The sequence below is a fragment of the Tepidimonas sp. HKU78 genome, from assembly GCF_049860815.1.
In the GTDB taxonomy this organism is placed as follows: Bacteria; Pseudomonadota; Gammaproteobacteria; order Burkholderiales; family Burkholderiaceae_C; genus Tepidimonas.
The window spans coordinates 2837476-2855571 of sequence record NZ_CP187547.1 but is presented as its reverse complement, the minus strand read 5'-3'; the positions used below and the strand labels follow the sequence as shown (position 1 = coordinate 2855571).

15 protein-coding genes are annotated in these 18096 nt (G+C 61.4%); 4 read left to right on the top strand and 11 right to left on the bottom strand.

Annotation, left to right across the window (positions count from 1 at the left end; genetic code table 11):
* The first annotated feature begins 133 nt into the window (after positions 1-133).
* The 4 genes from glnA (at position 134) to ntrC (ending at position 4893) form a co-directional block, all read left to right on the top strand.
* Positions 134-1549: a type I glutamate--ammonia ligase gene (gene glnA, locus ACPYIS_RS14045; protein WP_299022976.1), complete on the top strand. Its 1416-nt coding sequence runs from the start codon at positions 134-136 to the stop codon at positions 1547-1549.
* A 117-nt stretch (positions 1550-1666) separates the two neighbouring features.
* Positions 1667-2236: a hypothetical protein gene (locus tag ACPYIS_RS14040; RefSeq protein ID WP_299022972.1), complete on the top strand. Its 570-nt coding sequence runs from the start codon at positions 1667-1669 to the stop codon at positions 2234-2236.
* A 7-nt stretch (positions 2237-2243) separates the two neighbouring features.
* Positions 2244-3335 (top strand): nitrogen regulation protein NR(II), encoded by a 1092-nt coding sequence (glnL, locus tag ACPYIS_RS14035; protein ID WP_299022971.1) that lies wholly within the window; start codon positions 2244-2246, stop codon positions 3333-3335.
* Positions 3336-3375: 40 nt separating this feature from the next.
* Complete coding sequence (gene ntrC / locus ACPYIS_RS14030; RefSeq protein ID WP_299022969.1) at positions 3376-4893, top strand: nitrogen regulation protein NR(I); 1518 nt, start codon at positions 3376-3378, stop codon at positions 4891-4893.
* Between the two features lie 9 nt (positions 4894-4902).
* Here the strand turns inward: ntrC and xth are convergent, their stop codons facing one another.
* From xth to ACPYIS_RS13975, 11 genes are all read right to left on the bottom strand, one after another.
* Positions 4903-5697, bottom strand: a complete 795-nt coding sequence (gene xth / locus ACPYIS_RS14025; RefSeq protein WP_424858852.1) for an exodeoxyribonuclease III — start codon at positions 5695-5697, stop codon at positions 4903-4905.
* A 5-nt stretch (positions 5698-5702) separates the two neighbouring features.
* Positions 5703-6104 (bottom strand): type IV pilin protein, encoded by a 402-nt coding sequence (locus ACPYIS_RS14020; protein WP_424858853.1) that lies wholly within the window; start codon positions 6102-6104, stop codon positions 5703-5705.
* 10 nt (positions 6105-6114) lie between these two features.
* On the bottom strand, positions 6115-8136 hold the full coding sequence (locus ACPYIS_RS14015; RefSeq protein ID WP_425973733.1) for a pilus assembly protein: 2022 nt from the start codon (positions 8134-8136) through the stop codon (positions 6115-6117).
* A gap of 233 nt (positions 8137-8369) precedes the next feature.
* A complete protein-coding gene (locus ACPYIS_RS14010; protein ID WP_425973731.1) occupies positions 8370-9224 on the bottom strand; it encodes a hypothetical protein in 855 nt (284 codons plus the stop codon).
* Position 9225: 1 nt separating this feature from the next.
* Positions 9226-9372: a pilus assembly PilX family protein gene (locus tag ACPYIS_RS14005; RefSeq protein WP_424860176.1), complete on the bottom strand. Its 147-nt coding sequence runs from the start codon at positions 9370-9372 to the stop codon at positions 9226-9228.
* A 1760-nt stretch (positions 9373-11132) separates the two neighbouring features.
* Positions 11133-11693 (bottom strand): pilus assembly PilX family protein, encoded by a 561-nt coding sequence (locus ACPYIS_RS14000; protein ID WP_424858855.1) that lies wholly within the window; start codon positions 11691-11693, stop codon positions 11133-11135.
* The gene (locus ACPYIS_RS13995) at positions 11690-12709 is read right to left on the bottom strand and encodes a PilW family protein (protein ID WP_424858856.1); all 1020 of its coding nucleotides are present in this window, start codon (positions 12707-12709) and stop codon (positions 11690-11692) included. Before ACPYIS_RS13995 ends, ACPYIS_RS14000 begins: the two co-directional genes overlap by 4 nt.
* Positions 12706-13146 (bottom strand): type IV pilus modification protein PilV, encoded by a 441-nt coding sequence (pilV, locus tag ACPYIS_RS13990; RefSeq protein ID WP_425974130.1) that lies wholly within the window; start codon positions 13144-13146, stop codon positions 12706-12708. Before pilV ends, ACPYIS_RS13995 begins: the two co-directional genes overlap by 4 nt.
* A gap of 60 nt (positions 13147-13206) precedes the next feature.
* The gene (locus tag ACPYIS_RS13985; protein ID WP_424858858.1) at positions 13207-13770 is read right to left on the bottom strand and encodes a GspH/FimT family pseudopilin; all 564 of its coding nucleotides are present in this window, start codon (positions 13768-13770) and stop codon (positions 13207-13209) included.
* Positions 13771-13895: 125 nt separating this feature from the next.
* Positions 13896-15239 carry a tRNA (N6-isopentenyl adenosine(37)-C2)-methylthiotransferase MiaB gene (miaB, locus tag ACPYIS_RS13980; RefSeq protein WP_424894489.1) on the bottom strand — a complete coding sequence of 448 codons (1344 nt, stop codon included), beginning with the start codon at positions 15237-15239 and terminating at the stop codon, positions 13896-13898.
* A gap of 58 nt (positions 15240-15297) precedes the next feature.
* Positions 15298-18033: a cation-translocating P-type ATPase gene (locus ACPYIS_RS13975; RefSeq protein ID WP_424894490.1), complete on the bottom strand. Its 2736-nt coding sequence runs from the start codon at positions 18031-18033 to the stop codon at positions 15298-15300.
* Positions 18034-18096: the final 63 nt, after the last annotated feature.

The window sequence follows — 18096 nt, the reverse complement described above, 5'->3', positions numbered from 1 at the left end:
TCTTCCGCACCAAAATAGTGCCAAAGTGAATGACCGCTCTCATGGTGAGCATGGCCGGTGAGCGCTGGCATGGAAACTGCATTTCCCCCGCGACCGTTTTTCTTCGACCCGACCCTTTAGTAGGAGCATTCTGATGGCCAAGACCGTCGCTGACGTGATGAACATGGTGAAAGAAAACGACGTCAAATTCGTCGACTTTCGCTTCACCGATACCCGCGGCAAAGAGCAGCACGTGACCGTGCCCATCTCCGCCTTCAACGAAGACAAGTTCACCTCGGGCCACGCGTTCGACGGTTCGTCCATCGCGGGCTGGAAGGGCATCGAAGCGTCGGACATGCTGCTCATGCCCGACCCCAACACCGCCAACATCGACCCGTTCTTCGAAGAAACCACGCTCTTTTTGCAGTGTGATGTCATCGAGCCCAGCGACGGCAAGGCCTACGACCGCGACCCGCGCTCCATCGCGAAGCGCGCCGAGGCATACCTGAAGGCCTCCGGCCTGGGCGACACCGCCTACTTTGGCCCCGAGCCCGAGTTTTTCCTGTTCGACGGCGTGCGCTGGAGCACCCAGCCCGGGCACTGCTTCTACGAGATCGAGGAGTACGAAGCACCCTGGAATACCGGCGCGAAGTTCGAGAATGGCAACCGCGGCCACCGGCCGCGTACCAAGGGTGGCTACTTCCCCGTGCCGCCGGTGGACAGCACGCACGACATGCGCGCCGAGATGGTGTTGATCCTGGAGTCGCTGGGCATCCCGGTCGAGGTATTCCACCATGAGGTGGCGGGTGCCGGCCAGTGCGAGATCGGCACCAAGTTCAGCACCCTGGTCGAGCGTGCCGACTGGACGCAGGTGCTCAAGTACGTGATCTGGAACGTGGCCAACAGCTACGGCAAGACGGCGACCTTCATGCCCAAGCCCTACCACGGTGACAATGGCAGCGGCATGCACGTGCACCAGTCGGTCTGGAAGGACGGCAAAAACCTGTTCGCCGGCGACGGTTACGCGGGGCTGAGCGATTTTGCGCTGTACTACATCGGCGGCATCATCAAGCACGCGCGCGCGCTCAACGCCATCACCAACCCGACGACCAACAGCTACAAGCGCCTGGTGCCGCACTTCGAGGCGCCGGTCAAGCTCGCGTACTCGGCCAAGAACCGCTCGGCCTCCATCCGTATCCCGTACGTGGCCAACCCGAAGGCGCGTCGCGTCGAAGCGCGCTTCCCCGACCCGATGGCCAACCCGTACCTGTGCTTTGCCGCGCTGCTGATGGCGGGGCTGGACGGTGTCGAGAACAAGATCCACCCGGGCGAGGCCGCGACCAAGGACCTGTACCACCTGCCGCCGGAAGAGGACAAGTTGGTGCCGACCGTCTGCCACAGCCTGGATCAAGCGCTGGACTACCTGGACAAGGACCGCGCCTTCCTGACCAAGGGCGGTGTGTTCACCGACTCCATGATCGACGCCTACATCGAGCTCAAGATGCAGGAAGTCACCCGCGCCCGCGTCGAGGTTACCCCGACCGAGTACGACATGTACTTCAGCCTGTAAGCGTGCGGATTGGCCCCGCTTGCAGCCGGGGCCAATGAGCGAACAAAGGGGCGGCCAGGTGCCGCCCCGCGTGTTTTGTCCGATACTGTGGCCCGTGTGTGAGCAAGTGAGGACGATATGGCGTGGACCCGTGACGAGACGTTTCGAGGGATGGCGGGTGGGGTGCTGGCCGCTACGCTGGCGTGGGCGGTGGCAACGCCGGTGTGGGCACAGGGCGGCTCGACCATCTGGCGCTGCGGCAACGAATACACCAACAACCCCGGCCCCAACCCGGCCGCGCGTGGCTGTCGCGAGGTGCAGGGCGCCAATCTGACCATCGTCGAGGGCGCGCGCCCGGCAGCGCCGGCGCCCGCCTCGACCAACGCATCCAGCGGCGGCGCGGGTGGCAGCGGTGCCACGGCCAATGGCGCCCGCACCCCGGCGGAGCGCGTCGACCCCGACCAGCAACGTGCGCGCGACGCCGAGGCGCGCCGCATTCTGGAGCAGGAGTTGCGCCGCGCCGAGGAGCGGCTGGCGCAGGCGCGCGCCGATTACGCCGACGGCAAGCCGCCGCGCTTGGCCGATGAGCGCACCGACTCGCCCCGCTACCAAGCGCGAGTGGAGGAGCTGCGCACGCGCGTGGAGCGGGCGCAGGCGGACGTGGCGGCCATTCGGCGCGAGATCGACCGCCTGGGCGGCGGGCGCTGAGGGTGGAATGGTGCGCCGATCCTCGCCCTCGGACGGTGGCGTCGACCCGCAGCACCTGGCCGCGCTGGACCTGCTGGCCACGCTGGTGGCCGTGGTCGATGATGGCGGGCATATCCGCTACGCCAACCACGCGCTGGAGGACGCGGTCGGTCTGTCGCGCCGCACGCTCGCAGGTGTGCCCCTATCCGAATGGTTGACCCAGCCCGAGTTGCTGCAGAACGCGCTGCAGGGCGCGCGCGGCAACGAATATGCGGTCATCCGCTATGACACCCACCTCAAGCGACTGTTGCGCGAGCCGCTGCCGGTGCACCTGGTGTTGGCGACGACCGAGTGGCCGGGACACCGCGTGGTGGAAATGCTGCCGCTGGAGCAGCAAACCCGGCAAGAGCGCGAGGAGCGGCTGCTGGAGCAGGCCCAGGCCAACAAAGAGCTGATCCGCAACCTGGCGCACGAGATCAAAAACCCGCTCGGCGGTATCCGTGGCGCGGCCCAGTTGCTGCAGCTGGAGCTGGCCGACCGCGACGATCTGGTCGAGTACACCACCGTCATCGTGCACGAGGCGGATCGGCTGCAGTCGCTGGTCGACCGGCTGTTGGCCCCGCATCGCCGGGCGCCGGTCATGGCCGACGTCAACATCCACGAGGTGTGCGAGCGTGTGCGCGCCATCATCCTGGCCGAGTTTCCACGCGGGCTGCAGGTGGTGCGCGACTACGACACGTCCATCCCTGAATTTCGCGGCGACCGCGAGCTGCTCATCCAGGCCGTGTTGAACCTGGCGCACAACGCGGCCCATGCGCTCAAGGAACGCATCGCCGCGGGCGACGCGCGGCTGACGTTTCGCACCCGTGTGCAGCGGCAAGTCACGTTTGGCAAGCGGCGCTTTCGGCTGGCACTGGAATTGCATGTCATCGACAACGGTCCCGGCGTGCCGGAGGAGATCAAGGACCGCATCTTCTACCCGCTGGTGTCGGGTCGGGATGGCGGCTCGGGTCTGGGCCTGACGCTGGCACAGACCTTCGTGCAGCAGCACCAAGGCCTGATCGAATGCGACAGCCGACCGGGACACACCGATTTCAAGATCCTCATCCCGCTGCCCTGACGGGGGGCCGCGGCCGGGGACACAGTGAGCAGTGCCGCGCATGAAACCGATCTGGATTGCTGACGACGACCCCTCCATCCGCTTCGTGCTGGAAAAGGCGCTGGCGCGCGAGGGCCTGCCCACGCGCAGCTTCGACAGCCCCAAAGCGGTGCTCGACGCGCTGGCCGACGGTGCCGACGAAGGGCCGCAGGTGCTGGTCAGCGACATCCGCATGCCGGGCGGCTCGGGCCTGGAGTTGTTGGAAAAAGTCCGGCGCCAGCACCCGACGCTGCCGGTCATCATCATGACCGCGTATTCGGATCTCGACAGCGCGGTGGCGGCCTTTCAGGGTGGTGCGTTCGAGTATTTACCCAAGCCGTTCGATTTGCCCAAGGCAGTGGAGCTCATCCGGCGCGCGGTGGCCGAAAGCCAGCGCGAGGAAGTGGCACAGGAGGCGTTGGAGGCAGCGCCGGAGATCCTGGGCCAGGCCAGCGCGATGCAGGACGTCTTTCGCGCCATTGGCCGCTTGAGCCAAAGCCACGTCACGGTGCTCATCACCGGCGAGTCGGGGACGGGCAAGGAGCTGGTTGCGCGCGCGCTACACAAGCACTCGCCCCGTGCACGCGGGCCGTTCGTCGCCATCAACACCGCGGCCATTCCCAAGGATCTGCTGGAGTCCGAGCTGTTCGGTCACGAGCGTGGCGCGTTCACAGGGGCGCAGACACTTCGGCGCGGCCGCTTCGAGCAGGCAGAAGGGGGCACGCTGTTTCTCGACGAGATCGGCGACATGCCTTTCGAGCTGCAGACGCGGCTGCTGCGCGTGTTGTCGGATGGACACTACTACCGCGTTGGAGGGCACAGTGCCATCAAGGCCAACGTGCGCGTGATCGCCGCTACGCACCAGAATCTGGAGCAGCGGGTCAAAGAAGGCGCGTTTCGCGAAGACCTGTACCACCGCCTCAACGTCATTCGCCTGCGGCTGCCGCCGCTGCGCGAGCGGCGCGAGGACATCCCGCTGCTGGCGCGGTTTTTTCTGCAGCAAAGCGCGCGCCAGTTGGCCGTCGAGCCCAAGCGCTTATCCGACCAGGCGCTGGCCGCATTGGTGGCGTTTGATTTTCCCGGCAATGTGCGCCAGTTGGAAAACCTCTGCCATTGGCTCACCGTCATGGCCCCGGCGCAGGTGGTCGAGGTCAAAGACCTGCCGCCAGAAGTACTGGCCGCGCTGTCAGAGCGCGATGCGGCGCCTGCCCCAACGCCGCGCGCCGATGGCCCTGCGGTGCCCGAGGGCCTGCAGCGGGGCACCGAATGGCCGGTTTGGGCGCCTACCGGGGGCATGAACCGCGCCGCGCCGGTCCCGGCTCAGGGTGCCGACTGGGAAGCGGCGTTGCAGACCGAGGTGTTGTCGATGCTGGCGCACGGGCGGCCAGACGTGTGGGACGCGCTGCTGCGCCGCGTCGAGACGCGGCTGATTCAAGCCGCGCTGCAGGCCACGCGCGGGCGGCGCATCGAAGCCGCCCAGCGCCTGGGCATCGGTCGCAACACCATCACGCGAAAAATTCAGGAGCTGGGGCTGGAGTGATGGGGCGCGTCATCCGTCTGCCAGTTCCAGCACCACGGGCGCATGGTCGCTGGGCTGCTTCCATTTGCGCGGTGCGCGGTCGATGGTGCAGGCGCGCGCCAGCGGGCGCAGCGCATCGCTGATGAAGATGTGGTCGATGCGCAGGCCGCGGTTTTTGGGGAAAGCGAGCTGCCGGTAATCCCACCACGAATAACTTTTGGGTGGCTGAGGAAAGAGTCGAAACGCGTCGTGCAGGCCCAAATCTTTGAGTGCCTGCAGGTGCGCGCGCTCCTCGCGTGTGCAATGGATGGTGTCGCGCAGCGCCTCGGGGTCCCACACGTCGGCGTCGTCCACCGTGATATTGAAGTCCCCCATCAGCACGAGCCGCGGGTGGCGTGCCAGCTCTTGAGCGATCCAGCCACGCAGCGCTTCGAGCCAACGCATCTTATAGGCAAACTTGTCGCTTCCCGGCGCCTGCCCGTTGGGGACGTAAGCCCCAATCACGCGCAGCGGCGCGGCCCCCGTGGCCGGCTGCACGGTGGCCGCGATCATCCGTGCCTGTTCGTCGTCAAAGCCGGGGATGTTACGCTGCACGTCCGCCAGCGCGCCCGGTCGGCGCACCAGCAGCGCCACGCCGTTGTACGTTTTTTGGCCGAACCACGCGGCTGTGTATCCCGCCTGCTGCAGCGCTTGCACGGGAAATTGGTCGTCGCTGAGTTTGAGCTCCTGCAGCGCTAGTATGTCCACCGGGTGCGCCGCCAGCCAGTCGAGCACGTGCGGCAGGCGCACGGCGAGTGAGTTCACATTCCAGGTGGCGAGGTGCATGGGTCTCAATCCCAGCAGCCAGCCGTCGTGGGCGATCGTGCCCCGGTGTGATTGACGGTTAGCGTGCCACACGCGTCCGATGCCTGGGGTCCAGGGGTGACGCGCACGGCTTGAATCGTGTAGGAGTTCGCATCCGGCGTGCCACTGAATGAGAACGTGTAACGGGTTGCTAGGTCATTGCGACACGTCGTGTTCGGTAGCGTCGCGCCCGCATAGGTTATATGGTTAGTGTAGTAACGTTCCATCCATTGTGCCAGTTCCAGTAAGCAAGCCTGCGCAGCACGTCTGTGCGTCTTCAAGACATGCTGTTTGTAAGAGGGGTAAGAGATGGCCGCCAAAATACCAACAATGGCAACCACGATCATCAGTTCGATTAATGTGAAACCCAGTTGTCGATTCGCTTTCATTGTGCCCCCGTCAATTAAGAACGATCTCGCGCCATGAAATCCGCCCGGTTCGTTTCGTGCCGTAATTCACCTTGATCGATGCAACGCTCCCGCTGGAGCCGCCCGCGACCAGCCGATCGCCCACCAGCGTCGGTTCAGAGGGCATGCCGACATTCGGATCGAAGCCGCCGATGTAATTGCCATTGAGCTTATCATCCGTGAAGTCGCCATTGTTATTGACATCAAGAATCGGCAAACTGACGCGTGCGCCGCTGAAGGGGTCGATCGCATTGATAAAACCGTTCCCGCCGGGGACGCACGGATCGACGACGGGGATGATTGAGCTGGCGATCAGCGTCGGCTTCACCAGACGATAGAGTTTCGAAGCGGTGACGATCCGCTCGCCGGTACGCGTCGTAAAGTCGAGATACCAACCCTTTTTGCCCGCCATATCATTGGCTGTTGCTTCTGAAAACACGCGCACCGTTTTGCCATCGAAGACGCCTTCTTGCTGGATACTGCGCTGTTTCAGTTGCGTGCGACCGGTAATCTGGCTGCCTTCGTCGATCAGGCCATACCAGCTCTGCAACTGGGTGTCGGACGGATCGCCGCTTCGGAAATAGCTGCCGGAACCGAAAAAAAGATAGCGCTTGCCGTAGTTGGGGTCGCCAGTCACATCATTGACCGCGACGGTGATCTGCGCGGTGATCGGCTGCGCATTTCCCGACCCATCCTTTGCCGTAAAGAAAGGTTGCGGCGTAGAACCCGACTTGAATGCGACATCCCACTGATTCTTGTTGGAGTGACTGACATCGAACTTCCAGACGTTGCCTTTGAGGTCGCCCGCGTAGATGAAGTCGATTTTGCCATCGCCGTTGTTATCGAAGACGCCCGGGCTGGCCAGGCCGTTATCGCCGGCAACGCCGGTGTCGATCTTCTTCAGCAACGTGCCATCGTCGAGCTTGAAAATATAGAGCACGGCTTTGCTGCTCGATGAATTGTAGCCATTGCCGACGATCACCGCCCAGTTGCCATCGTTCATCTTGGCGATCACCGGCCGGCCGAGCATGAAGCCCAAGTCATTGTCGCCGTTGCAGGCGCTGACCGTACCACCCGTGGCAAAGCACTCCCACTTGACATGAGTCGTCGCAAAAGAGCCCGGCGTGGTGACATCGAGCCCGAACAAGCCTTTGCCGCCACGACCCAGGGTGGCGACGAGGTAATTTTTGCCGCCGGTGTCGCTTTGGCTGGAGACCGCGATGTCGCCATCGACGAAGTAGTCGTGGGTGTAAGTGGGCATTGAGAGGTTCCTGAGCTTGGGCATCATCGCGCTCGGGATGTAGGCGAAGAGTTCCTGGCCGTTCGTCGCGTTGAAGGCGTGCAGCATCCCGTCATTGGCGCCGACATAGACGGTGTTGGTGTCCTTCACATAGAACGGGGAGGAATGGACGATGTCACCCAGCACGTTGTCTGGGCTTTTTGGCCGATTGCGGAAGCTGCCGCCGTTTTGCAGTTCCTTGCTGCGCACGCCGCGCAGGTAGTCCACCACGTCAGCGCCGCCCAGCGCCGATTGGTCACTCGATGAAAGATTCGTCCAAGTAAATGCTACCGCACTGCCGCCGGAGCGGGTAAAAATCTTGCGGCTGGCTGGCGTAGGAACATGCTCTGAGGCTTTCCAGAGGGGAGTATCTCCCGCACCGGAGGAAGTTACCGGATAGGCTTTGAGATCGCCAGACCATTCTTGGCTATTGAACAGTGCTTGATAAACTGCTGAATCTGAGGAAATCGAGGTCGAGTTGGCCGTCACTGAAGACGCGGATCCAACTTTTTTGAGGATATCCAGAAAAATCGAATCGAATACCGCGTTCAGCGAAGCTGAATCGCTTGCCGAATATGCCCTCGAAGTGCCCCCCGCAGCAGCAATCGCGTCCAACGTCGTCGGATTTACGCCAAATGGCAAAGCAAAGCCGATAACATACGTTTCCACCCCCTCTGCCCTCAATGCTGCAGCAGCAGACGCAGCCTGCGTAATCGCAGTAGCTGGGTTGCTCACAGGGTTACCATTCCTATCAGTAGAGGGCAACCCATCGGTGAGCAAAATAACAAAATTCCTGCCGCACGATTGCGGCAGAGGATAACAGGAAGCAGTGTAACCTTCAGCAGTATTCGTCCAAGTCCCTCTGAAATAGTCGCGCGCGGTCAGCAACGTTCCCTCGATTGGTGTAAGGCCGGCATTGCGAATCCCAGTTTCGTTGCATGGCAAAGGCTGCCCAGGAACATTGCATCTCAATTTGGCAAGTAAGGATGCCCTGTGCGCAGCATCCAACGGACTGATCGGAACATGTAAAAACCGCGCCCAGGCGAATCATTGCGAAACCAGGTTCTGCCGACGAATGTCCATGCATTCAATCTGCCGAAATCCAAAATGCCTTGGGCCAAGTCACTATCGGTCGGCCAAAACGTAAAATTTCCTATCAGCACACCGTAACCGAGAGCCGCTTCCCCGGGTCTGATACCGCCGCTGGGCAAAGGGGAAACGACCCCATCGCTGGTACCGATTTTCACGCGGAAACACCGATACGTATCCCACGGGCCTCCCGGATAAGTCTCTGCGCCATTATCAAAGTCGGCAGTTGGAGAATAACAAAAGCCATTGCCGTAGTTTGAATTGGCATAAAAAGGAAGCGCGACGTTGTAGTAAATAAATCCGCCCGGATCAGTCGGATTGGGAGTACGGAAACGCTTTGTCAAAGATCTGCGGGGGCCGGCGTAGCTGGGATTGTAATTGGCTGGATCATAGCTGACATCGTAGGGCGAGTTGTGTAGAAACGAAGCAGTTGGTTCGTTTTGGCGATAAGCCATTAAACCCAGGTTGATGCGATTCAAATAGGTGTCGAGGAGACTGCGAGCGACTTGACGCGCGATTTCTGATTTGCTTTCCGGACTATTTGAGCCCCTGGCCTCGCCGTTGGGCGCCTCGTCCATACTGTTCGAATTATCCAGAATTAGCAATACGTTCGGCTTCCCGGTCGCGATAAACAAAGGATAGTTTGGGATGCTTACTGCCTTTGCCTCAGGTATCCCTGAAATACAAACGAAAACAGCTAGCAAAATGGAGTTTAAAAGCTGACGACAAAACATCTTACTCTCCCCATTCCGTCCAATAAATCGACTGCAGCATCACGCTCGCCCGCCCGGCGCCGGGATTGCTGCGTGCGGTGATGCGGTAGCGTTTGCAGTTGTTGGGGTCACTGGCCCCGCCGTCGCTGCACGGGAAGGTGTTACCCAGGTATTAACAGATTTTGCGAATGGCACGCGTGTGATGCGTCGGCCGCCGTTGAGAGGAACTTCGATCCGCGGTAGTGGTGAAGCAAGAGCGACGATGAAGGTATCAATGGACTGGCGGGTAGGTAAATCAGAACGCAAGTCGCCGCGTTTGGCGAATGCGGCGACAGACGTGGAATAGTCGATTCCCTGTTTGGTGGGCTCCTCGGGTGCTAGACCGCGAATGGTTGCAAGCGAGGTGACGCTTTTTGGAGAAGGCATCGAGTCGAAATTCGTGCCAACCTGTCCAATAAACCGGAGACCGGCGACACCGGATTCATGGCTGGAAATATAGGTTGCTTCGGCGCTCGCATTGAAGGATGCCAGAGCGTCCCCAACACCACTGCCAAACTCCGGTGCGACGCCAGGAAGTTGATCGGAATCGAATGAGACGTTGATGTCGGATATGACAAGCATATTCGCGCGGGCACAGTAAGGTGCCTTCACTGCACTTGCGAGTGTGTCGTACGGGTCATCCCAGGCAGCGGACAGTAATCCAACGTGATCATCGATCGTTGTCGATCCGGCTAATTCTGGCGTGGCTTTCTTCTTACCTGCGAAGTATCGAACCGCTTCATACATCATGTCGCCAAACGGAGCGCCCCAATCAACGAACTCTCCAGAGTCAGGTGGTCGAGTTGCCACCCAACCTGATCTATAGGCTGTGTCAGTGCGTCCATTATTGAAGTCACGTATCCTCAGGCGATCGAATGTACGCACGATGGTTGCATTGGGGCTGAACGTCCCATCGTATGGGTTGATTTCACTTTTGAATGAAGAGACGACTTTGCGCAGTCGTCCTCCCGCCATGTTGCGATCGTAACTGCCAGTAATTAAGCCAAATAACATGGCATCGTTTTCGCCGTAGTCATGCAGTACTCCAACGGGTTTCCATTTTCCGCAGGGATATTGCGTGCAGTCGTCATGAAAAGATGTTGTACATACCTCGACACGAACCGTGTAGTTAGTTCGTGTTCCGCCGTGTGAGCCATCCAGTACAGGCCTTTCCGAGGCTGCCCATTCCCAAACCCGTTTGGTGCTGTTCGTCACCACAGAAAGTAGAGGGGGAAGATCACTGCAGTGATTGAGTGTTGCGCAATTGACATTCGCATTGGCAGTCAAATGGCCAAAAAAATGACGCTTTCCGGGGTCGGGTTCACCCGAGGGGGTATAATCAGAAATACGATATCCATCCACGTTTGCACTCGTATATTCCTTGGCCCACGAGTGTGCGTCTTGCGGTATGTAGGCGCGACGTAAAATGGTTTGATCCGCCGTATCGACCTCGCGATGTCCGCCATATAAGACCTTGCGTAGCGCATCGACCCTGCTGGTGGCGACGTCGTTGAGCCAGTTGCCGGACCATTGTCCGGGACACTTTCCGTTCGTGGCCGTATTCGCAGGGGTAAACAAACCGGAGGGGCCGGACCCACTATATGTGTAGCAGAGGTTTGAATCGAAAAGTCCGAAATAAATAATATTTGGCTTGAATCGGATGTCGAGTACACCGTCGCCGTCTATATCGCTGGCATCATTGTGTGCTTCATAGAAAAGACGATGATCTTTGGACGCGACAATCATCGTCATGGGCTTCGCGTTCGTTGGCGTAGTTAGTGGTAGATTGGGTATACTCAGTTGCGCGTGCAATGTAGCTGAAAAAAGTAACACTGCCCCTGCAGTCGGTAAGGCGAATCGGAGGATATGGTTCTTTTGCATCGTCTGCTCCTATTCGGTTCGGTACAGTGACTGCAACACGACGGTAGATCGACCGGTGACAACACCGGCGCGTCCGGTTATGCGATAGAGTTTGCAGTTTTTGGGATCCGATACCCCACCGTCTGTGCAATCCGCATTATTTTTCATGAACTCGATAAAATATTGTGGCGTTAGTTCATTTACTGTCGTCGTCGCATTTTTCCACTGGGTAAATCCGCTTGATGTCAGCCATCTGGGTGGACAATCCTTGTCTGGAACGGGGCAGACCCCGTCCGCACAATTGTTGATAGCGGTTTTGGGGCAGGTGTTATCGGCATCCGTGTATTGAGGTGTTGGCTTATTGTTAGTAACGTACTGTTCACCCTCGCGTAGCGCCGCCTCAGCGGCCTGGAACGCAAGCTGCCGATCATACGTCGCAGCAGTCATTTTTTCTTCGAGCGTGACAGATTGTAAATTGCTTAGTGCAAGCAATGTGACAATAATCAGCAGGATAAGGCTGACCGCGAGAGCAACTCCGCGTTGTGAGTGGCTAGGCGGCAGTGGCGTTGGCTTTAGAAGACATGTTTTCATGGCTGCATGTTGCGCGCGCGAAAAATCGTGTACCACTTTCTCGTCAGCGGATTACCGTTGTTGTCACGGACAAAGGGGTCTTGGGTCGTGATCTCGAGGCGTACTGCAATCACCTGATTCCAGTCAGTAATGGATGACGCGTTGACATAGCTGTTGCTGCCTTGAGCAAGGTAGTCGAGTTGTAAATCATACACATCCGGTGTGACCTCTTCGATCTGAGTAGACGATCCCGATAGGTTTATCCGATATAATGATCGGGTGCCCCGTGGGTTATTGCCGATGTACCACGCATGCGCACTCAGTCGATTCAAATATCCTCGGCTTTCAAACGAATAGGGGGGCGGGTCATTGTTAGGGCCGGGCGCTCCACAGTTGGGTGGTGTCGGATAGCCAAGATATTTGCTGCAATTGCCGGGGCTCCCGGTTCCAGTGTTGTGCACAATGACGTTGTTAGATGGGCTGGCGTTGGTAATTTGAAAGATGGCGGACTGTTGGGTATCACATGCGATAACAATATCACCATCCTTTAATCCATGTGCGTTCGTATTGATTTTTAATTGGGCGGCGCTAGGATTATGGTCGATGATGGGGAGCCCTGTATCCAAGGAGCCGGTCAAGGTAATCAAAGCGTCTGTCCCGGCAATACGGGCAGCCGGGCCGCTCCCGGTCGCCTGAGGAAATTGGGAATCGTGATCAGCGTTGCCCCCTTCAAAACCGCGTATGGCATTGCTCCAATCCGCCCACCATGCGCTGGAACGGTTGTTGAGCACATTGGCAACTTTGTATGCACCGCAGGGATTACCACCAGCGGCGCGTATCGAGCGCCCCAGAATTTCGAAGGAAAAGCGGGCATTTTCCTGCATGCGCGCGAGTGCTTCACTCGTCCGATACGTTTGGCGATTGGCTATCAAAACGCCGACGACCCCAGTGAGGACGACGAGGCCAATGGTCAGGGCGACCAACATTTCGACCAGTGTGAGCCCCGATTGATGAGTGGCGCGGCGGTGAGTGTTCATAGACGGGTCGTCAACACGAAGGTTTGATTTTCGTCGCCACGCGCGCGGCTGTCGTTCCATTCGATTTCGACGGTGCAGACGCCATTGCTTGCGCAGTTGATGGTGCCGCAAGTGCCTTCACCCAGTTGTTCGTGGAGTTTCTCCATCCAGTATTTCCTGTCGTTGGCGACTAGGGTTCCCGTTACTGAGGGGATTTCACAGGATCTTTCGAGGTTGTAGTCGCCAGCTTTGGCAGCGGTGTCGTTGGCCCTCATCGCGTCTAGCATGAGGTACGCCAACATCGTTGCCTGACTGCGTTGCGCAGCCGAGTGGTTGGTTTTGAGTGCATTGATCTGAATGGCCGCGACACCCAGCAGCCCGAAAGCCAGCACCACCAACGCGACGAGAACTTCGATCAAGCTGAAGCCTGCTGATCTGGCGAGATGTCGGGGTTCCATTGAGGGAGGGGGCAGTGGTTGAAGTGACATGTTGCATGTGATTGTGGGTACTAGGCCAAATTACGTTTCGCAGGAGGAAATGTCAGCGCTGTCACTCTCAGGAACGCCGTTACCATCGGTGTCGACCGCTAAGACGGGGCGCATGCGGGTCAGGATGACCGCCTTGGCGCCTTGCAGTTGATTTTTATAGCAGACTATAAAATGGCCGCCGATGGCATTGTTGTCGACTTCTCCGCGGGCGTTGTAGCGGACGAAGTTGGTGAAGTTCGCCTGGTTGGATCGCAGCGTGTAACCAGCTGGCAGTCCTTGCCATGTTCGGATTATGACTTCGTTGGTATTGATGTTACCATCGCCGTTTGAGTCGACAAAGGCTTGGTAGCCATTTTCCCATTCGTCACCGGACTTACGCAAGGTGATATAGGTGTTTCGGCGTATGGCTTCGGTTCGTGCGTAATTAAGCGCATTCAGGAATGTATTGGCGGCGGTGTCGATGCGGTTGCGGCGAATCGTGTCGTTAAAAGACGGTACGGCGATACCGGCCAGAAGCGAAGCGAGCGCGATGACGACAAGCAGCTCGATGAGGGTGACGCCGGCGCCGTGCCGGGGAGAGGGTCGTTGTGACATTCTCGGTACGTGGTGATGGTCCAGTCGTCAACGACTGTAACCATGCGGGCGCGGCCGAACAAGAACGCAACGCCGCGGACGCGACGAGCGGGCCGGGTGGGTGGACGAGCGGTGGCGTTCAGCCGTCAGGCGGAGAGTGGGGCTTGGCATTCGCGCACCACCACCGTCCCCCGCAGCGAGTGCGGCAGCGCCTGGGTGATGGTGACGTCGATCATCTGCCCAATGAGGCGCTGGGCGTGTGGGCCGCCGTCGAAGTTGACGATGCGGTTGCAGGCGGTGCGGCCCATGAGTTCGTGCGGGTTTTTCTTGGACGGGCCTTCGACCAGGATGCGCTGTACGGTGCCCACACGGCTGGCGCTGATGCGCGCGACATGGCCTTCCAATGCCTTTTGCAGCGTTTGCAGTCGTTGCAGCTTGACGTCGTGGGGCGTGTCGTCGGGCAGGTTGGCCGCCGGTGTACCGGGGCGTGGGCTGAAAATAAAGCTGAAGCTCGCATCGAAACCGATATCGTCGACCAGCTTCATCAGTTTGGCGAAGTCGTCGTCGGTCTCGCCAGGGAAGCCGACGATGAAGTCGCTCGACACACTGATGTCGGGGCGCACCGCGCGCAGCTTGCGGATGGTGTGCTTGTACTCCAAGGCGGTGTAGCCGCGCTTCATCGCCGCCAGGATCCGGTCACTGCCATGCTGCACCGGCAGGTGCAGGTGGTTGACCAGCTTGGGGATGCGTGCGTAAGCCTCGATCAGCCGCGGGGTGAATTCGTTGGGGTGGCTGGTGGTATAGCGCAGGCGCTCGATGCCGGGGATGTCGGCCACACACTCCAGCAGCAGGGCGAAGTCCTCGCCTTCGCCGCCACGCCAGGCGTTGACGTTTTGGCCCAGCAGGGTGATTTCTTTGACGCCCTGCTCGGCCAGGCCGGCCACCTCGACCAGTACGTCCTCCAGCGGGCGCGAGACTTCTTCGCCACGCGTGTAGGGGACCACGCAATAGCTGCAGTATTTGCTGCAGCCTTCCATGATGCTGACGAAGGCCGAGGCGCCCTCGACCCGCGCTGGCGGCAGGTGGTCGAACTTTTCGATTTCGGGGAAACGGATGTCCACTTGCGGCCGTGCTTGCCGCTGGCGTTCGCGCAGCAGCTGCGGCAGGCGGTGCAGGGTCTGCGGGCCAAAGACCACATCCACGTACGGTGCGCGTTGGATGATGGCTTCGCCCTCCTGGCTGGCGACGCAGCCGCCGACGCCGATGAGCACCCCCTTCTTCTTGAGATGCTTGACCCGTCCCAAGTCGGAGAAGACTTTTTCCTGCGCCTTTTCGCGCACCGAGCAGGTGTTGAACAGGATCAGGTCGGCCTCTTCGGGGTTGTCGGTGGGGGTGTAGCCTTCGGCAGCGGCAAGCACGTCGGCCATCTTGTCCGAGTCGTACTCGTTCATCTGGCAGCCGAAGGTGCGGATGTAGACTTTTTTGGGCATGGTGCGTCAGCGGTGCGTGGTGTAGAGCCAGGGGCTGAACCGGGGAAAGCCCGCTAGTCTAGCGCCTCGCGCGCAGCAGCGCTTTTTCTAGCTCCAGCACCCCCAGGACGGCGACGCCGATGGCGGCGCTGATGCCGATCCACGGCAGCGGCAGCGGCGCACTGCCAAACCACGTTTGCATGAGGGGCAGGTAGGTAAAGCCCGCCTGCAGCGCGCACGCGGCGCCCACCGCGGCCAGCACGCGCGGGGTGCCCTGCACGCCCACCCAGGTGAAAGAAGGGGCCTTGACGTAGCGCACGCTGAACAGGTAGAAGATCTCCATCGCCACCAGCGTGTTGACGGCCAGCGTCTGCGCCATGGCCTGGGGGTAGCCGGCGTCCAGCGCCCATTGGTAGGTGCCGAAGATGCCGGCCGCAAACAGCGTGGAGACCAAACCGATGCGCCACAGCACGAAGGGGGTCAGGATCGGTTCGCCCGGCGGGCGTGGGGGGCGGCGCATGATGTCGGGTTCGGTGGGCTCGAACGCCAGCACCATGGCCAACGCGATGGAGCTGACCATGTTGACCCAGAGGATTTGCACCGGTGCGATGGGCAGCGCCAGCCCGAACAGTACCGCCACCAGCAGTGACACCGATTCGCCCCCATTGATGGGCAGCAAAAACGTGATGACCTTGCGCAGATTGTCGTAGACGGTGCGGCCTTCGCGCACGGCGCGCGCGATGGTGGCGAAGTTGTCGTCCGTCAGCACCACGGCGGCGGCTTGCTTGGCGGCATCCGTGCCCTTGTGGCCCATGGCCACGCCCACGTCGGCGGCTTTGAGCGCAGGGGCGTCGTTGACGCCGTCGCCCGTCATGGCCACCACCTCGCCGTTGGCCTGCAGCGCGCGCACGAGTCGCAGCTTGTGCTCGGGCGCCGCGCGCGCAAAGACGTCGACCTCGCGCACGGCGCGCCGCAGTGCCGCGTCGTCCAGGGTGTCGATCGTCTGCCCCGCCATGGCCTGCAGGTGCTCGCCCAAGCCGAGTTGGGCGGCGATCGCCCGCGCGGTGACCAGGTGGTCACCCGTGATCATTTTGACCCGGATGCCGGCGGCACGGCACTGCGCCACGGCCTCGATGGCCTCCTCACGTGGCGGGTCGATGATGCCGACCAGGCCGACCAGGGTCAACCCGTCGCGCACCGTGTCATGGGTGAGCGCGTTACCCGCGGGCACGCGCACCGTGGCCACGGCCAGTACCCGTCGGCCCTGGGCCGCTTGGGCGTCGGCCTGGGCTTGCCAAGGGGCGGCGTCGAGTGCGACGGTCTTTCCCCGATCGTCGAGCACGTGGGAGCAGCGCGCCAGAATCGCCTCCGGCGCCCCTTTGACCCACACGCGCAGTGTGTCGCCATCGGCGTGCGCGGTGGCCATGTAGCGGCGCTCCGACTCGAACGGCAGCAGCGCGACGCGCGGGCGCTCTTCGCGCAAGGTGTTGGGGTCGAGCCCCGCTTTCATCGCCAGTGTCAGCAAGGCGCCCTCGGTCGGGTCGCCGCTGAGCTGCCACTGGCCCGACTCGTCCTGTACCAGCGCGGCATCGTTACACAGCGCCACGCCTTCGGCCAGCAGCAACAGTGCGGGGGCTTCGCGCCAGAGCTCCGCCGCCTGCAGTGGGTGCCCGTCGCGCAGCAGCGCGCCCTGAGGGGCGTAGCCGCTGCCTTCCACCGTGACGATACCGTCGCTGAGCACGACGGTCTGTGCCGTCATTTCGTTGCGCGTCAGCGTCCCGGTCTTGTCGGAGCAGATGACGGTGACGCAGCCCAGCGTCTCCACCGCAGGCAACTGGCGCACGATGGCGCGTTGTCGCGCCATGCGCTGCACGCCGATGGCCAGCGTCACCGACAGAATCGCGGGCAGCCCCTCGGGGATGGCGGCCACGGCCAGCCCCACCGCTGCCATGAAGGTATCCAGTGCTGGCAGCCCGCGCAACCCCCAGCCCACGCCGAACAACAACGCGGCGGCGGCCAGCACCGCCAGCGTGATCCAGCGCCCCATTTGCGCCATTTGTCGCACCAGTGGCGTGGCGGTGTCGCCCACGCTTTGTAGCAGGCGGCCGATGCGCCCCATCTCGGTCGCCATGCCGGTAGCCACGACGACTGCGGTGCCCTGGCCGCGCGTGACCAGTGTGCCGGCATAGCCCATGCTGCGCCGGTCGCCGAGCGCAGCGTGCGCGTCGACGGGGGCGGGGTCTTTGCCGACGGGCACGGACTCCCCGGTCAGCATGGATTCGTCCACCTGCACGTCGTGCGTGCGCAGCCAGCGCACGTCGGCGGGCAGGCGGTCGCCGGCACTGAGTTGCACCACGTCGCCGGGGACGAGTTCGGTCGCGTCCACCTCGACCAAGCGCCCGTCGCGCCAGACCTGCGCGTGAGGCGTGAGCAGCGCGCGGATGGCGGCCAGGGCGCGCTCGGCCTTGCCCTCCTGGATCAGGCCGATGGTGACGTTGAGCAATACCACCGCCAGGATGACGCCGGCGTCGATGCCATGCCCGAGCAGCGCCGTGATGGTGGCCGCCGCCAGCAGGATGAGGATGAGCAGGTTGTTGAACTGTCGCAGCACCCGCCGCCACAACGGGGTGGGCGGGGCTTCGGCCAGGCGGTTGGGGCCGTAGCGCTCGCGCCGCGCCTGCGCCTGCGCGCTGCCCAAGCCGCGCGCCGAGCTTTGCCATTGGTGCAGCACGTCGTCGCAGGGCAGCGCGTGCCATGGGGTGTCGGCGGCGGGCGTGTCAGTGGCAGCGGGGCGCGGGTGTGTGTTCATGACCATGGAGAGAGTAAGGTTATCGCGTGGGATCGTTTCCGCCGCCGCCGGGTTCCGCAGCGGCCGGGG

Coding starts and splice junctions, on each gene's coding strand:
- glnA (WP_299022976.1), top strand. CDS start 134: ATGGCCAAGACCGTCGCTGACGTGATGAACATGGTGAAAGAAAACGAC.
- ACPYIS_RS14040 (WP_299022972.1), top strand. CDS start 1,667: ATGGCGTGGACCCGTGACGAGACGTTTCGAGGGATGGCGGGTGGGGTG.
- glnL (WP_299022971.1), top strand. CDS start 2,244: ATGGTGCGCCGATCCTCGCCCTCGGACGGTGGCGTCGACCCGCAGCAC.
- ntrC (WP_299022969.1), top strand. CDS start 3,376: ATGAAACCGATCTGGATTGCTGACGACGACCCCTCCATCCGCTTCGTG.
- xth (WP_424858852.1), bottom strand. CDS start 5,697: ATGCACCTCGCCACCTGGAATGTGAACTCACTCGCCGTGCGCCTGCCG.
- ACPYIS_RS14020 (WP_424858853.1), bottom strand. CDS start 6,104: ATGAAAGCGAATCGACAACTGGGTTTCACATTAATCGAACTGATGATC.
- ACPYIS_RS14010 (WP_425973731.1), bottom strand. CDS start 9,224: ATGTTTTGTCGTCAGCTTTTAAACTCCATTTTGCTAGCTGTTTTCGTT.
- ACPYIS_RS14000 (WP_424858855.1), bottom strand. CDS start 11,693: ATGAAAACATGTCTTCTAAAGCCAACGCCACTGCCGCCTAGCCACTCA.
- ACPYIS_RS13995 (WP_424858856.1), bottom strand. CDS start 12,709: ATGAACACTCACCGCCGCGCCACTCATCAATCGGGGCTCACACTGGTC.
- pilV (WP_425974130.1), bottom strand. CDS start 13,146: ATGGAACCCCGACATCTCGCCAGATCAGCAGGCTTCAGCTTGATCGAA.
- ACPYIS_RS13985 (WP_424858858.1), bottom strand. CDS start 13,770: ATGTCACAACGACCCTCTCCCCGGCACGGCGCCGGCGTCACCCTCATC.
- miaB (WP_424894489.1), bottom strand. CDS start 15,239: ATGCCCAAAAAAGTCTACATCCGCACCTTCGGCTGCCAGATGAACGAG.
- ACPYIS_RS13975 (WP_424894490.1), bottom strand. CDS start 18,033: ATGGTCATGAACACACACCCGCGCCCCGCTGCCACTGACACGCCCGCC.